Source organism: Streptomyces stelliscabiei, assembly GCF_014873495.1.
Lineage (GTDB): Bacteria > Actinomycetota > Actinomycetes > Streptomycetales > Streptomycetaceae > Streptomyces > Streptomyces bottropensis.
The window spans coordinates 3,609,536-3,625,475 of sequence record NZ_JADBGF010000001.1 but is presented as its reverse complement, the minus strand read 5'-3'; the positions used below and the strand labels follow the sequence as shown (position 1 = coordinate 3,625,475).

Here is a 15,940-nt window from a genome sequence, read left to right as displayed (position 1 = left end):
GAGGGCCGGGGGCTGGTCGCGAGCCACCCGGGCCAGTGGTGTTGGGGCGGTCGCGAGGCCGCCCGGCATGAGCGGGCCGGGGTTCGGTCGCGAGCTTGCCCAGGGCTGTGGTTCCCGGGCGGTCACGAGGCTGCCGGGCCAGTGTCCCGGGGCGGTCACGAGCCCGCGGGGTTCACCGTCGCCTGGTGGGCCTCGGCGAGGTGTTCCTCCGCCTTCAGCCACGGCAGGAACTGCGCGCCCCTGCGCCAGCCGCAGGTGTCGCAGCGGATCGTGCGCTGCACCCCCGTGCGCTGGACCCGCACGGTGTGCTCCCGCCCGTGCTGGTCCCAGCGGCTCACCCTGCTCGTGTTGATCTGCCGCATGACCCCTCCGGCCGACACCCGCGCGGTCCCGTTCCACGTCCGTGAGGAGTGTGCGGCACGACCGACATCAACGGGGCGGATCGCACGAGGAGTTGTCCCAGGCGTTACCTATGTCGTCGCGCAGGGCCCCGGCGTTCGACCCGACCGGGACCGCAGATCCGTAGCAAGCCGTAGCAAGCCGGAGCAAGCCGGAGAAACCGCTCGCACCGGCGGCCGCCCGGCCGTCCCGGCGCTCAGCGCCGGCGACCGCGACCGCGGAGAGGGTGTCGAGGGCTACGACCCGACCTCCGCCGCGTCCCGGACCTCCGCCGCCTCCAGGCGGCGGGCCGTCCGGTCGGCCGTCTCCCGGGCCCACACCCCGGTGGTCAGGGCCCCCAGCACCAGCACCGCGAAGCCGCACGCCGCGACGATCCACCAGGCGGGGCGGGCCGCCGACACGAACGCGTCGGCGTACGAGGACGAGCCGAGGCCCGCCGCCAGCACCGCGCCGATCACCGCGACCCCCAGGGTCTGGCCGATCTGGCGGCTGGTGGAGGCGACCGCCGCGGCGACCCCGGCCTGGGCGCGCGGCATCCCGGACACGGCCGTGTTGGTGATGGGCGCGTTGACGAAGCCGAAGCCGAGGCCGAACAGGACGTAGCCGATGACGAGGGTGACGTTCCCGGTCTCGGCCTCGAACGCGGCGAAGAGCACCCCGCTCGCGGTCATGGCGATCCCGGCGACCAGCAACGGCAGCCGCGGGCCCCGGCTGCCGACCAGCCGGCCGGCGACGGGCGCGCAGACGAAGCACAGGACAGCCATCGGCAGCATCCACAGGCCGGCGTGCAGGGCGTCCAGGCCGCGCACGTTCTGCAGGTACAGCGTCGACAGGAACAGGAAACCGCCGAGGCCGGCGAACGCGCTGACCGCTATCACCGTCGCCCCGCTGAACGGGGCCGAGCGGAAGAAGCGCAGGTCGATGAGGGGTTCGTGGCGGCGGGGTTCGTACCGCAGGAGGCCGAGCAGCGCCGCGAGGGCGACCATGCCGAGGGCGAGGGTCTCGCCGAGCGGGGCGGTCGGCGCCTCGATGATCGCGTAGGTGAGGGAGCCGAGCAGCGCGATGACGAGGAGCTGTCCGACGGGGTCGGGGCGGCGGGCCTTCGGGGCGCGGGACTCGGGGACGAACCGCCAGGTCAGCAGGAGCGCGGCCAGCCCGACCGGCAGGTTGATCCAGAAGATCGAGCGCCAGCCCACCGACTCCACCAGGAGGCCGCCGATGATCGGTCCGGCGGCCATCGAGATGCCCACGACCGCACCCCAGGCGCCGATCGCCCGGGCCCGCTCGCGCGGGTCCGTGAACGTGTTGGTGATGATCGACATGGCCACCGGGTTGAGCATCGAGCCGCCGACGGCCTGCACCATGCGGAAGGCGACCAGCGACTCCAGGTTCGGCGCGAGGGAGCACAGCAGCGAGCCGACCGCGAAGACGACCAGGCCCGCCATGAAGACCCGCTTGCGGCCGATCCGGTCCGCGGTGGAGCCCGCCAGCATCAGCAGGGCCGCCAGGACCAGGGTGTAGGCGTCGATCGTCCACTGCAGGCCCGCGAGGCTCGCGTCCAGGTCGCGCTGCATGGAGGGCAGGGCGACGTTCAGGACGGTGTTGTCCAGGCTCACGATCAGCAGGCTGGTGCAGCAGATCGCGAGCACGAGCAGACGGTGGCGGCGGCCGAGCTCGGGCATGCGGCCCATCGTACGCCCGACTCTATAGTGCGCCTAACTAATGAATCGCGGGCATGCGTCCAGGTGCGCGACAATGGGGGAATGTCCACGCCCGTCTCCCTCGCGCCGGCCCCCTTGCGGATCGGCCCGCACACCGTCACCCCGCCCGTCGTCCTGGCCCCCATGGCCGGCATCACGAACGCGCCCTTCCGCACCCTGTGCCGGGAGTTCAGCGGCGGCAAGGGCCTGTTCGTCAGCGAGATGATCACCACGCGGGCGCTGGTCGAGCGCAACGAGAAGACCATGCAGCTGATCCGCTTCGACGCGACCGAGAAGCCGCGCTCGATCCAGCTGTACGGCGTGGACCCGGCGACCGTCGGCAAGGCCGTCCGCATGATCGCGGAGGAGGGCCTCGCCGACCACATCGACCTCAACTTCGGCTGCCCGGTCCCCAAGGTGACCCGCAAGGGCGGCGGCTCCGCCCTCCCCTACAAGCGCAACCTCCTCCGCGCGATCCTCCGCGAGGCGGTGAGCGGCGCCGGTGACCTCCCGGTCACCATGAAGATGCGCAAGGGCATCGACGACGACCACATCACCTACCTCGACGCCGGGCGCATCGCCGTCGAGGAGGGCGTCACCTCCATCGCCCTGCACGGCCGCACCGCCGCCCAGCACTACGGCGGCACGGCGGACTGGGACGCCATCGCCCGTCTCAAGGAGCACGTCCCCGAGATCCCCGTCCTCGGCAACGGCGACATCTGGTCGGCCGAGGACGCGCTGCGGATGGTCCGCGAGACCGGCTGCGACGGCGTGGTCGTCGGGCGCGGCTGCCTGGGGCGGCCGTGGCTGTTCGCGGACCTGGTGGCCGCGTTCGAGGGGCGCACGGAGGATCTCGCGCGGCCCGCGCTCCGGGAGGTCGCCGACGTCATGGTCCGGCACGCCACCCTGCTGGGCGAGTGGAGCGGCGACGAGTCCAAGGGTGTCGTCGACTTCCGCAAGCACGTGGCCTGGTACCTCAAGGGCTTCGCGGTCGGCTCCGAGATGCGCAAACGCCTCGCCATCACCTCCTCCCTCGCCGAACTCCGTTCCGGCCTGGACGAGTTGGACCTCGACCAGCCCTGGCCGACCGGCGCCGACGGCCCACGCGGCCGCACCTCCGGCAACAACCGCGTAGTCCTGCCGGACGGCTGGCTCAAGGACCCGTACGACTGCGCGGGCGTAGGAGAGGAAGCCGAACAGGACACGTCCGGCGGCTAGCCGCCCCGTTCTGCCGACGCTCCGGCCGACCTGAGCGCCCCGCCAGGGACGCGAGAAACGGCGCGAGCACCTCCCGCAACCGGCACCCGCCCAAGCACCCGCACCCTCCGAGCTGTCAGGCGCAGCCCGCGCCACCGGGCACGCGCCCCATCAGGGGCGCGAGGAACGGCGCGAGCAACCACGCAGGACCCGCACCCGCCGAAGCACCCGCACCCCCCGAGCTGTCAGGCGCAGCCCGCGCCACCGGGCACGCGCCCCGCCAGGGGCGCGGGGAACGGCGCGAGCAACCCTCCACAACCGGCACCCGCCCAAGCACCCGCACCCCCCGAGTTGTCAGGCGCCGCGAGCGCGACGAACCCGCACCCATCCACCACCCCACACAACAACGCCGCCCCCCACCCCACCCAGCGGAGCGCTCACGCTCCGCCGACCGCAGTGAGCAGAGCCAACGGCGCCGCCGCAGACCGCGACTCCCGCACACACGCGTGCGGATACGGAACCGGCTCCGGATGCGTGTCCCGCCCGTACCCGGCCAGCACCTCCGGCAGCCGATGCCCCGCCGCCGTCGCCGCGTCCACCATGCCGGAGGCCACCGTCCGGGCCTCGTCGTGCAGCCCGTACCGCGCGAGCCCCAGCGTGATCAGCGCGTTGTCGTGCGGCCACACGGAACCCCGGTGGTACGACAGCGGGTGATACGCGGGCTGCCCGGCGGCCAGCGTCCGCACCCCCCACCCGGAGAAGAAGTCCGGTTCCAGGAGCCGTCGGCCCACCAGTTTCCCGTACTCCTTGTCCAGCAGCCCCGACCACAGCAGATGCCCCGCGTCCGAGGCGAGCGCGTCGACCTGCCTGCCCTCACCGTCCAGCGCCAGCGCGGGGAAGCCGTGCCGCGGCATCCAGAAGTCCCGCTGGAAACGGTCACGGAGATCACCCGCCGCCTGTTCGAGCAGCGCCGCGTACACCTCGTCCTCCCACACCGTGCGCGCCAGGACGGCGGTGCGGCGCAGCGCGTCGTACGCGTACCCCTGCGCACCCGCCGCCATCACCGGCCCGGCGGCGGGCCGACTGCCGTCGGCGGAGCAGATCGAGCCGGGGGAGTCCTTCCAGTTCTGGTTGGCGAGGCCGCCCTGGTCGGCGCGGTAGACCAGGTAGCCGCGCGAGGTGAGCCCGCCGTGGTCGAGCATCCAGCCGACCGCGGCCCGCGCCTGCGCTTCGAGACGGCGGGCGAGGGTGACGTCCCCGGTCTGCTCCACATACGCGCCGAGCAGCACGAGGAACAGCGGCGTGGCGTCCACCGAGCCGTAGTAACGCCCGTACGGCACCTGCCCGAAGTGCGCCAGCTCACCGTGCCGCACCTCGTGCACGATCTTGCCGGGCTGGGCCACCGAGCCGACGCCGACCTCCGTCGCCTGGGCCGCGGCGAGCGCGAGCAGGGTGGCGGCGGCCGGCTCCGGCCGGTAGGGGAGCGTGAAGAGCGAGGTGAGCAGGGCGTCCCGGCCGAGCAGGGTCAGGAACCACGGCGCCCCGGCGGCGGGCACCCGCAGGACCTCACCCTCCGGCCCGGTCGCCGGCACCTGGAGCGCGGCCAGATCGGCGAGCCCACGCGCACACGCGGCGGCCAGCTCCGGCCAGCCGGTGGGGAACGCCACGCCCTCCATGAACTCGCCCTCCACCGCCAGCAGCCGCTCCCGCTCGGCGCCCGGCGAGCGCGGTACCCGCAGGGCCCGCCGGTCGCCGTGCGGCCGCGCCATCACCCGGCAGGTCAGCTCCACCGAGCCGTGCGGCGCGACATCGAGGGCCCAGACCAGGCGCCGCGCCCCCGTCCCGGTCTCCTCCACACCGTCCGGCGCGGGCTCGGCCGTCACCGTCGTGCACGACCGCCACTCGCCCCGCCGATAGCTGAACTCCACACCGTCGTCGAGGACTTCGCGCTTCCTGACGACACCGCTCTTGGCGTAGGTACGGAAGTCGGAGCGCAGCTCGAACTGGTCGGTGAAGTCGGCGTCCGCGGTGATCGCGATCCGGACGGTCGTCGCCACCGGACGGTTGCTGGTGACCCGCAGCGTCTCCACGAACGCGCTGTCGGAGACGGCCTGTTCACGGAAGAGCGTGTACGCGGGCGGCTCCCGGCGCCCGCCCCGGGGCACGAGCACACAGCGCGCGGTGTCCCCGTCGGCGACCGGTGTGAGCGTCTCGGGGACCGCCCCGTCGACGGTCAGCTGCCACCGGCTCAGATGCCGGGCGTCCCGCACGAACAGCCCGTCCGGTGCGCTGCCGCCCCGCACCCCGCTGATGTCGCCGCCGTCGCCCACGGCGGCGAACGTCCCGCCGCGCACGAGCAGGTGATGCCGGTCCGTCATCCCCGGTCCCCTCCCTGGTCACTCATGCCGTCACTCATGCCTGCCGTCACTCACGCGTCACTCATGCCGTCAGTGATGTCCTCAGTGATGTCGTCACCCATGCCGAACACGACCTCGTCGTCGCGCTGGCGCTCGTCGTACGGTCCGTGATGCCACCCGTGGTCGAGGCCGTCGGCGCGTCCATCGACATGGCCCCCGTCATGCCCGTGCCCGTGCCCGTGGTCGCGGCCGTGGTCCCGGTCGTCCCCGTGCAGCAGGTCGACCGTGAGCGCGGCGGTCCAGCCGAAGCCGAGCGCCCCGCAGGCCTCGCCCGTGTACGGGTCCACGTACTCGGCGAACCCGGACGCCCCCGCGATCTCCAGCAGCGCCGCCCGCAGCGCGTCGGCCCGGCCCGTCTCCCCGTGCAGCCTGAGCCCCCGCTCCAGCAGCCAGTTCGTGTTGAACCAGGCGGGCCCGCGCCAGTACCGGTGCGGATCGAAGGCCTCCCCGGTCAGGTCGTACGACGGCACGAGCCGGGTGGTCGCGCCGAGTCCGAAGTGCGGGCCGTGGAGCGTCCGCACGAGCCCGGCCGTGATGTCGCGCGGAAGGCCGGGGAGCAGGAGGGGGAGGAGACCGGAGACGCCGCGCTCCGGCACGAGGGCGTCCGTGGTGACGTCCCGGCACAGGAACATCTCCCGCGCCGGGTCCCACAGCCGCTCCACCAGCGCCGCCGTCAGGCGCTCCGCCCGTGCGTGCCGGGCGGTCCCGGGGGCGCCCAGCTCCTTGGCGATACGCGCGAGGGCGTGTTCGGAGGCGATGAGGAGGGCGTTGAAGGCCGGGTCCTCGACGGCGAACCCGCCCTGCCCGTCGGCGTACCAGGCGTCCCGGTAGTCCGCCGCGAGGCGCACGTACCGCCCGTAGTCCAGATCCGTCGGCCGGTCCTCGGCCGCGCCGTGGTCGAGGTCGGCGCGGCGGAAGGAGCGGGCCGGGGCGGGGGTGATCCGGGCGAGGGGCGCGTCCCAGGCGGGGCTGTTGTCCATGCCCTGCTCCCAGGGGTGGACGACCGACACCAGGCCGCCCCCGCCCAGGTCGCGGCGGTGCAGCAGATAGCGGTGCCAGGCGGCCAGCCGCGGATACATCCGGGCCAGGAAACCGCGCGCCCGGGAGAGCCCGGGGTCCGCCCGGTGCACCAGCCACGCCGCCAGCGCGTGCACCGGCGGCTGCACGATCCCCGAGGTCTGCGTGGTGCGCGGGGCGCCCGCGGCGCGTCCCGCGGTCGAGGAGCGCCAGAAGTCGGGGCTCGGGAAGTACGCGTCCAGCGGCACGGAGGGGTTGAACACGATGTGCGGGATCCGCCCGTCACCCCACTGCGCGCCGAGCAGGGTCTCCAGCTCGGTCTGCGCCCGCAGCGGCGACAGATGGCGCAGCCCGATCGCGATGAACGCCGAGTCCCACGACCACTGGTGCGGATACAGCGTGCGCGACGGCACCGTGGACCGGCCCGTCCAGTTGTCGGCCAGCACCCGCGCCGCCGCGCGGCGCAGCGATCCGTTCGAGAAGGCTGAGCCGTTCGAGAAGGCTGAGCCGGTCGAGAAGGCTGAGCCGGTCGAGCCGGTCGAGCCGGTCGAGCCGGTCGAGCCGGTCGAGCCGACAGAGCCGGTCGGGGCGGTCGCCGCCGTCGCCGGCGCGACCGGATCGTATACACCGCCGCCGACGTGCGCGCCTGTCCCTGGCCGACGGGCGGTGAGCTGGGTTGTGCGATCCACGCAGGGCTCCTGGAGAGCAAGGTGCCGACGGGTTCGGCAGTAGCTACCGTAGGGTTACGTCTACTTAACACGCAAAACTCAATATGTAATGCAGAGTTGGTGAACGCAAGAGGGTGCGCGGGAGTGAATGTCCGTAGGGGCCGCGACAATGGCGGCATGAGCAGAAGGGCCGTGAGGGTGGGCAGTCATGCCGGTGCCGGAGATCTGCTGGAACTGGTCCGCAGCGGCCGGGCCACCACCCGTGGCGCGCTCCAGCAGGCCACCGGCCTGTCCCGGGCGACCGTGGGCCAGCGTCTGGAGCGTCTCTTCCGCGCGGGCTGGCTCCGCGAGGGCGCCGGCGGCCCCGTCGACTCCCCGCTCGGCGGACGCCCTTCCATCACCCTGGAGTTCGACGACGCGCACGCCCTCGTCCTCGCCGCCGACCTCGACACCCGCCACGCCCGGGCCGCCCTCGTCTCCCTCACCGGCGAGATCCAGGCCGAACACACCGGCACCCTGGTCATCGACGAGGGCCCCGACGCCGTACTGGACGAACTGGGCCGCTGGTTCGCCGAGTTGCTCGCGAAGGAGGGGCGCCCGGCGCACGCGGTCTGCGGCATCGGCCTCGCCGTGCCCGGCCCCGTCGACAGTGACACCGGCCGCGTCGTCCAGCCGCCGATCATGCCCGGCTGGGACGGCTACGACATAAGAGGCCGGCTGGCCCGCGCCTTCACCGAACACGCCTGCGGCCCGGCCGGCGTCCCGGTCCTCGTCGACAACGACGCCAACCTGATGGCGTACGGCGAACAGCGCACCGGTTACGCCGACTGCTCGGCCTTCGCGCTGGTCAAGGTGTCCACGGGCATCGGCGCGGGCGTGGTGGTCGGGGGTTCGATATACCGGGGCATCGACGGCGGCGCCGGCGACATCGGCCACATCCGGGTCCCGCAGGGCGCGGACGCGCTGTGCAAGTGCGGCTCGTTCGGCTGTCTCGCGGCGATCGCGAGCGGCGGCGCCGTGGCGCGACGGCTGGCGGAGGCGGGGGTGCCGGCGGCATCCGGCTCGGACGTACGCGACCTGCTGGCCGCCGGGCATCCGGGCGCGACCGCGCTCGCGCGGGAAGCGGGCCGGGCCGTCGGGGACGTGCTGGCGACGGTGGTGACCCTGCTGAACCCGGGCGTTCTGATGATCGCCGGAGATCTGGCCGGAACCCCCTTCCTCACCGGCGTCCGTGAACTGCTCTACCAGCGCGCCCTGCCCCGCTCCACGGCCCACCTGGACGTGGTGACCTCCCGGCTGGGGGAGCGGGCGGGCCTCGTCGGGGCGGCGGCGCAGGTCGTCGAGTACTTGTACGCGCCGGAGCGCGCCGAGGAACGGCTGGCGGCGCTGGGGGTGTGAGGCGGGCGCTGCCCTCCTGAGCCGGTGGGCCCGCCCTCGCCACTCCGGCCGAGGGGACGCGCACGACCGGACCGAGTGATCGGACCCGTACGACCGGACCGTACGACCGGACCCGTATGAGCGGACCCGTATGAGCGGACCCGAGCGGCCAGACTCGTATGGCTGGACGGGATGACGAGCGTGTTTCTGTCCCGAGCACTGGTCCGCATGGTGAAATCCGGGCTGCCCGGAGGGCGTGATTCTCGCCACCCTTGATAGGGCTTGCGCTCAGATGAGCGAATCATGGGCGGTTCCGCGACTTCAAAGGGTGGCACTCGGTGCCACCCTTTGATCGTTCATCGAGCGAACTCAGGCGTGCCGAATGGTGCTCAGGTGAGCGCTTTGCAGGCCTGTTGGGCGGGGTCGCGTTCAAGAGGTGAACACATCGCGGCACTGTTCCTTGCCAAGCCTTGACTTTCGATCTACTGGCGGACGGGTGGTTACAGGCGCATGACGCGCAAGTGGACGTACCCAGGAGCCTTCGATCTGGGTATGTTCCTGGCCGTCAGGGCAGCCACCGCGTCCTCAAGGAGTTGGGACCTGTGTCGGAAAACAAAGATCCCCACGTAGGCCACGTAGCTCAGAGCGTTGAGGGCGTGAAGTTTGTTTATGACTTCACCGAAGGCAACAAGGACCTCAAGGACCTCCTCGGCGGCAAGGGCGCGAACCTCGCCGAGATGACCAACCTCGGTCTCCCCGTGCCTCCCGGCTTCACCATCACCACCGAGGCGTGCAAGGTCTACCTCGACAGCGGCGACGAGCCCGCGGCACTGCGTGACGAGGTCACCTCCCACCTCGCCGCGCTCGAAGAGAAGATGGGCAAGAAGCTCGGCCAGGCCGACGATCCGCTCCTCGTCTCGGTCCGCTCCGGCGCGAAGTTCTCGATGCCCGGAATGATGGACACGGTCCTCAACATCGGCCTCTCCGACAAGTCGGTGCAGGGCCTCGCCCGGCAGGCCGGCGACGACCGCTTCGCCTGGGACTCCTACCGCCGGCTCATCCAGATGTTCGGCAAGACGGTCCTCGGCGTCGACGGCGACCTCTTCGAGGAGGCGCTGGAGGCGGCGAAGACGGCCAAGAAGGTCGTCGTCGACACCGAGCTGGAGGCGGCCGACCTCAAGAAGCTCGTCACCAAGTTCAAGAAGATCGTCAAGACCGAGGCCGGCCGGGACTTCCCGCAGGACCCGCGCGAGCAGATGGACCTCGCCATCCACGCGGTCTTCGACTCCTGGAACACCGACCGCGCCAAGCTCTACCGCCGTCAGGAGCGCATCCCCGGCGACCTCGGCACGGCCGTCAACGTCTGCTCGATGGTCTTCGGCAACCTGGGCCCCGACTCCGGCACGGGCGTCGCCTTCACCCGCGACCCCGCCTCCGGCCACCAGGGCGTCTACGGCGACTACCTCCAGAACGCGCAGGGCGAGGACGTGGTGGCGGGCATCCGCAACACCGTCCCGCTGGCGGAGCTGGAGGCGATCGACAAGAAGTCGTACGACCAGCTGATGCAGATCATGGAGACCCTGGAGAACCACTACAAGGATCTCTGCGACATCGAGTTCACCATCGAGCGCGGCCAGCTGTGGATGCTGCAGACGCGCGTGGGCAAGCGGACCGCCGGCGCGGCCTTCCGTATCGCCACGCAACTCGTCGACCAGGGCCTGATCGACGAGGCGGAGGCCCTGCAGCGGGTGACGGGCGCCCAGCTCGCGCAGCTGATGTTCCCCCGCTTCGACGAGGACGCGAAGGTCGCGCAGGTCGGCCGCGGCATCGCCGCCTCCCCGGGCGCGGCGGTCGGCAAGGCGGTCTTCGACTCGTACACGGCCGTGAAATGGTCGCGTTCGGGCGAGAAGGTCATCCTGGTCCGCCGTGAGACCAACCCCGACGACCTCGACGGCATGATCGCGGCCGAGGGCATCCTCACCTCGCGCGGCGGCAAGACCTCCCACGCGGCCGTGGTCGCGCGCGGCATGGGCAAGACGTGTGTGTGCGGCGCGGAGGAGCTGGAGGTCGACACCAAGCGCCGGCGGATGACCGTCCCCGGCGGCCATGTGGTGGAGGAGGGCGACCTCATCTCCATCGACGGCTCGTCCGGCAAGGTCTACCTGGGTGAGGTCCCGGTCGTCCCGTCCCCGGTCGTCGAGTACTTCGAGGGCCGCATGCACGCCGGCGCCAACGACGCCGACGAACTGGTCGAGGCCGTCCACCGGATCATGGCCTTCGCGGACCGCAAGCGCCGGCTCCGCGTCCGCGCCAACGCCGACAACGCCGAGGACGCGCTGCGCGCCCGCCGCTTCGGCGCCCAGGGCATCGGCCTGTGCCGTACGGAGCACATGTTCCTCGGCGACCGCCGTGAGCTGGTCGAGCGGCTGATCCTGGCCGACACGGAGGCCGTGCGCGAGGAGTCCCTGAAGGCGCTGCTCCCGCTCCAGAAGCAGGACTTCGTCGAACTCTTCTCCGCGATGGACGGCCTGCCGGTGACGGTGCGTCTCCTCGACCCGCCGCTGCACGAGTTCCTGCCCGACATCACCGAACTCTCGGTCCGCGTCGCCCTCGCGGAGTCCCGCCAGGAGCCCCACGAGAACGAGCTGCGCCTGCTGCAGGCCGTCCACCGCCTGCACGAGCAGAACCCGATGCTGGGCCTGCGGGGTGTGCGCCTCGGCCTGGTGATCCCCGGTCTCTTCACCATGCAGGTGCGGGCCATCGCGGAGGCGGCGGCCGAGCGCAAGAACGCCAAGGGCGACCCGCGCGCCGAGATCATGATCCCGCTCGTCGGCACGGTCCAGGAGCTGGAGATCGTCCGCGAGGAGGCGGACGCGGTGATCGCGGAGGTCGAGGCGGCGACGGGCGTGGCCCTGAAGCTGTCGATCGGCACGATGATCGAGCTGCCGCGCGCCGCCCTGACGGCAGGCCAGATCGCGGAGGCGGCGGAGTTCTTCTCCTTCGGCACGAACGACCTGACCCAGACGGTGTGGGGCTTCAGCCGCGACGACGTCGAGGCCTCCTTCTTCACGGCGTACCTGGAGAAGGGCATCTTCGGCGTCAGCCCGTTCGAGACGATCGACAAGGACGGCGTGGGCTCCCTGGTCAAGCTGGCGGTGGAGGCGGGCCGTGCGACCCGCCCCGACCTCAAGCTCGGCGTCTGCGGCGAGCACGGCGGTGACCCGGAGTCCGTCCACTTCTTCCACGAGGTGGGCCTCGACTACGTCTCCTGCTCCCCCTTCCGCATCCCGGTCGCCCGCCTGGAGGCCGGCCGCGCGGCCTCGCAGTCCACAGGCAGCGACCACCGCTGATCCCTGACAGGCACGGCACAAGACCCCGGAACCACCGCTCGTCCCCGACCGACCCTCACCGATGGGCGGCGGTTCCGGATCACGAAGAGGGCGGCATCCCGTGCGGGGGGGTGCCGCCCTTTTGGTTGCGCGGGGGCGTGCTTCAAGATCACCTGATTCGGTGGTGATTGGGTAGACTGATCGTTTCTTTGCGTGCTCGTGCAGTTACATTCTGTGACTCGTGGTGGCCATGGGGGCTGCCGTCGGTGCGGAGGTGCGTATGAAGAGGGCGATTGCCGGGATCATGGCTGCAGGACTGGTCCTCACGGGAGCGGGAGCCGCGCTCGCCGCACAGCGCGGAGCGATCCCGGTGCTGGACACGAAGGGCGCCGAATTCTTCGCCGGGCGCTACAAGTTCAACCCCCCAGGTACCAACCACGGAGCCTTCGAGTGGTCCGGGGTGCTCCGGGACACCAAGCCCGGTGACGGTCACAACGTCTACGTGCAGGTCAGGGTCGAAGGGCACGGCTGGGCCCGGTATTACGGGAGGCAACGGAGCTCGGTCCGCTTGAACCACTCGGACTGGAGTGGGGCTCAGCGGTACACGGACGACGCGAGCATGCGAGTGTGCCGGGACCGTGGATCTCTGCGCCCAGACAACTGTTCGCCGGCCGTGGACTTCCAGTTCCTTCGTGACTGAGTCATTCCCGTACCCACAGCCCAGGCGCTCCCGCCTGGGCTCGTGCTCTTCCTGGGGGAACGAGATCGATACATCAGAAGTCCTTTCCGCCAAGGGGGTCGACCTTCTCTACGGTCAGACTCCTGCCGTCCGGAACGCGGAGATTTCCCTGCGCCGGGGCGAGGTCGTGGCGATCACCGGCCAGAGTGGTTCCGGTAAGTCGTCTCTCCTGTATTGCCTGGCCGGTGTGCTGCCGGTCGCTCGCGGCGAGGTTCGGTTCGAAGGTCGTCGGCTGGCTGAACTCGACGACGAGGAGCTCAGTGAGCTGCGCAGGGAAAAGTTCGGGTTCGTCTTCCAGTACGGCGAACTGCTCCCGGAGCTGACGGTGGAGGAGAACACCGCCCTTCCACTGAGGCTCGCTGGACAACGCAAGAAAGAGGCGCTCGCCGCAGCCGGAGAGGTGCTGGAACGGCTCGGTCTCACAGACCTGCGTGAGCGACGCCCTTCACAGATCTCCGGCGGTCAGAGCCAGCGGGTCGCGGTGGCCCGGGCGTTGGTGCACCGGCCCGCAGTGGTCTTCGCCGACGAGCCGACCGGATCGCTCGACACCTCCAACGCCGCTGCCGTACTGGAGGAGTTCCTGACTCTCGCCCGTTCCCAGGGGACGGCCGTGGTGCTCGTGACGCACGATGCTCAGGTAGCGGGACAGGCAGACATCCGGTTCACCATGTGCGACGGCATCCTCGCGGCCGAGGTACGGGAGGTGTCGTGAAGGAACTCCTACTAGGACTCAGGCTGTTACTGGGGGCCGGACGTGGCAGCCGTGTGCGATTTCTGCTCATGGTCGGGGGGAGCGCCATCGGGGTGTGCTGCCTGGCTGTCGTCCTTGCGATTCCGGGGATCCTGGACGCGCAGGACAGCCGCAAAGCGGATCGTGCCCCGGACTGCATCCGGGAGGTGAGCAGACCGAAATGCGTTGTCTCCGGAGGAGACGCGTTCGAACTCACCAGGAGAGACCCCTACGGTGGAGAACCCCTCACCCGAGTCTTTCTTGCCGCAGGCACCAAGCGCATCGAGCCTCCCCCCGGTCTTCCCGAAACCCCCGCCCCAGGCGAGTTGTTCGTGTCTCCCCGATTGCGCGAAGAGCTGCAGAGGGAACCCGCCCTGGGCCAGCTCCTGCCGGGTGCGTACGTGGGGACCATCAGCGCCCAAGGACTGGCGCACCCGGACGAGCTGTACGCGTACGTGGGCGTCGATGTGGACGAACTCGATGGCGGTGGCCGGCGTGTGACGACGTTCGGCAAGAGCTACCCCGACATTCCCACGGTGGAACCCTCGACGCTAGACATCGTGCGCTTCACCCTTGCCGGCGTCGTACTGCTCCCTCTCGCTGTGTTCCTCTCCGTCTGCGCCCGGCTCTCGGCGGCTGCCCGGGTCCGACGGCTGGCTGCCTTGCGACTGCTGGGCCTGAGCAGGAAGGGCACGCAGAGAGTCAATGCGGCCGAGACCGTCGCTGCCGCGTTGCTCGGTGCCGTGCTGGGCCTGGGCGCTTACTCGATCGTCAATCAACTCGTCTCGCGAGTCGGTCTGCCCGGTTTCAAGTGGTACCCCTCCGACGGTGCGCTGTCCCTGTCCACAGCTCTCGTCTGCCTGGTCGGCTGCCCGGCGCTCGCCTGGTTCGTGGGCCGTGCAAGCGCCAGCAAAGCCGCGGCGAATCCGCTGGCGGTGCGGCGCAGCGCCGTGGAGAAGCCGCCGGGTAAGTGGGGTCTGCTGCCACTCGTGCCAGGGCTGGGCATCGTGGCCGGGTACTGCGTGGCAGGTGCCACGGGGCACCCGCCCAGGGACACCGCACTCTCGTCGATCCTCATGCCCCTCGCCGTCGTTTTGGTCGGCCTCGGCCTCGTGATGCTCCTGCCGGTCTTCTCACGCACCCTCGCCCAGAAGGTGGCCGCCTCCACCCGCTCGGTCTCCCTCGGGCTCGCCATGCGCCGCAACGAGACCGAACCCGGTGGCGCGCTGCGGGTGGCGACCGGACTGGTGATCCTGGTCTTCGTGGCGTCGTTGGTGCAGGGCGTGCTGATCGAGCTGGATCAGGTCTCCAAGAACACGTCCTCCGTCCAGACGTACGACATCTCCCTCGCGGGGACCTCGGCAGACCGGCAGAAAGCCTGGGAAGAGGTGAAGGGTGTCCGTGGCCACGTGGTCGTGATGCTGTCACGGGCCCCTTCCGATGCCGATCGATGGGCTCCAAGGCTCGAAGCGGTGGTCGCCACCTGCGCTCAGGTGCGTGCGATGGTGGCGAAGGCTGATGGATGCGTGGACGGTCGCCCGATGCGGCTGTGGGACCCGGCCCAGCTCCAGGACGAGGTCCAGAAGCCAGGAACCAGCTTCTCCTTCGACCTGCGGCACGAAGGGCAACGGCGTGCCATGGAAGTGAAGGTGCCGCGCGAGGTGCTTCGGTTCAGCGACGACATCGACATCCCGGTCTTCCACAGCGGTTCCGTCCTGCTCCCCCCATCCGCGATCCCCGCTGGCCACCGCCCAGACGTCGCCACCCTCACCCTCCTCAGCAGCTCCGCCCCCGAAACCGTCCGTGCGGTCCTCGACGGGATCGGGGGTGTGGACCCGACCACGGAGGTCGGGACGCCGGGTGTCGTCGTCACCTCTCTTCAGCAGATCACCGTGGTGAAGAGTCTTCTGGGCATCGGTATGGTCCTGGGGCTGATCATCGGGGTCGCCGCCTACCTGGTGGCCGCTACGGACCGTGCCGTGGAGCGGAAGCCCCAGGTCACCGCGCTGTCGCTGCTCGGTGCCCGGCCGCGCACCCTGCGCACCGTCCAGGTCGCCCAGGTGGTCGTTCCCTTGGCCGTCGGTCTCGCTCTGGCCGTGGTGCTGGGCAAGCTCGCCGAGTCCAGCTATCTCGTGACCGGGGGCGGGGCCATCTACTGGGACGGTGCCGGGGTTCCGCTGCTGCTGGCCTGCGCGGTCGGGGCGGTGGTGGTGGCCGCTGCCGGGGCGCTGCCTCTCGTCGGGCGACGGATCGACCCGGAGCTGATCCGACGGGACTGAGCGGCGCGGCGGTAGTGCGGAAGGGGCAGCACCCCGTGTGGGGCGCCGCCCCTTCCGCGTCGGACAAACCCTGTGGCCCGGGCGCCGA

The 15,940-nt window shown here is 71.1% G+C and carries 10 protein-coding genes; 6 read left to right on the top strand and 4 right to left on the bottom strand.

Annotation, left to right across the window (positions count from 1 at the left end; translation table 11 throughout):
• Positions 1-155: 155 nt before the first annotated feature.
• Both H4687_RS15740 and H4687_RS15735 read right to left on the bottom strand, forming a co-directional pair.
• Positions 156-362 carry a hypothetical protein gene (locus H4687_RS15740; protein WP_020115417.1) on the bottom strand — a complete coding sequence of 69 codons (207 nt, stop codon included), beginning with the start codon at positions 360-362 and terminating at the stop codon, positions 156-158.
• A gap of 273 nt (positions 363-635) precedes the next feature.
• Positions 636-2,081 carry an MFS transporter gene (locus tag H4687_RS15735; protein WP_046912932.1) on the bottom strand — a complete coding sequence of 482 codons (1,446 nt, stop codon included), beginning with the start codon at positions 2,079-2,081 and terminating at the stop codon, positions 636-638.
• An 81-nt stretch (positions 2,082-2,162) separates the two neighbouring features.
• On the opposite strand from H4687_RS15735, the gene dusB reads away from it, so the two are divergent.
• Complete coding sequence (gene dusB, locus H4687_RS15730) at positions 2,163-3,317, top strand: tRNA dihydrouridine synthase DusB (protein WP_046912919.1); 1,155 nt, start codon at positions 2,163-2,165, stop codon at positions 3,315-3,317.
• A 416-nt stretch (positions 3,318-3,733) separates the two neighbouring features.
• On the opposite strand, the gene H4687_RS15725 is transcribed toward dusB, so the two are convergent.
• The gene (locus H4687_RS15725) at positions 3,734-5,674 is read right to left on the bottom strand and encodes an amylo-alpha-1,6-glucosidase (RefSeq protein WP_050398242.1); all 1,941 of its coding nucleotides are present in this window, start codon (positions 5,672-5,674) and stop codon (positions 3,734-3,736) included.
• A 50-nt stretch (positions 5,675-5,724) separates the two neighbouring features.
• Positions 5,725-7,419, bottom strand: coding sequence for an MGH1-like glycoside hydrolase domain-containing protein (locus H4687_RS15720; protein ID WP_046918113.1), 1,695 nt, complete (start codon positions 7,417-7,419; stop codon positions 5,725-5,727).
• 156 nt (positions 7,420-7,575) lie between these two features.
• Here H4687_RS15720 and H4687_RS15715 point away from each other — a divergent pair, with 156 nt between their 5' ends.
• The 5 genes from H4687_RS15715 to H4687_RS15695 all read left to right on the top strand — a co-directional run bounded on the left by H4687_RS15715 (position 7,576) and on the right by H4687_RS15695 (position 15,852).
• Positions 7,576-8,796 (top strand): ROK family protein, encoded by a 1,221-nt coding sequence (locus H4687_RS15715; protein WP_179860122.1) that lies wholly within the window; start codon positions 7,576-7,578, stop codon positions 8,794-8,796.
• Positions 8,797-9,377: 581 nt separating this feature from the next.
• Positions 9,378-12,125: a pyruvate, phosphate dikinase gene (gene ppdK / locus H4687_RS15710; RefSeq protein WP_046918114.1), complete on the top strand. Its 2,748-nt coding sequence runs from the start codon at positions 9,378-9,380 to the stop codon at positions 12,123-12,125.
• Positions 12,126-12,384: 259 nt separating this feature from the next.
• The gene (locus tag H4687_RS15705) at positions 12,385-12,804 is read left to right on the top strand and encodes a hypothetical protein (protein WP_046918115.1); all 420 of its coding nucleotides are present in this window, start codon (positions 12,385-12,387) and stop codon (positions 12,802-12,804) included.
• Between the two features lie 64 nt (positions 12,805-12,868).
• The gene (locus H4687_RS15700; RefSeq protein WP_046918119.1) at positions 12,869-13,555 is read left to right on the top strand and encodes an ABC transporter ATP-binding protein; all 687 of its coding nucleotides are present in this window, start codon (positions 12,869-12,871) and stop codon (positions 13,553-13,555) included.
• Positions 13,552-15,852, top strand: a complete 2,301-nt coding sequence (locus H4687_RS15695) for an FtsX-like permease family protein (protein ID WP_046918116.1) — start codon at positions 13,552-13,554, stop codon at positions 15,850-15,852. The genes H4687_RS15700 and H4687_RS15695 overlap by 4 nt, the downstream gene beginning before the upstream one ends.
• Positions 15,853-15,940: the final 88 nt, after the last annotated feature.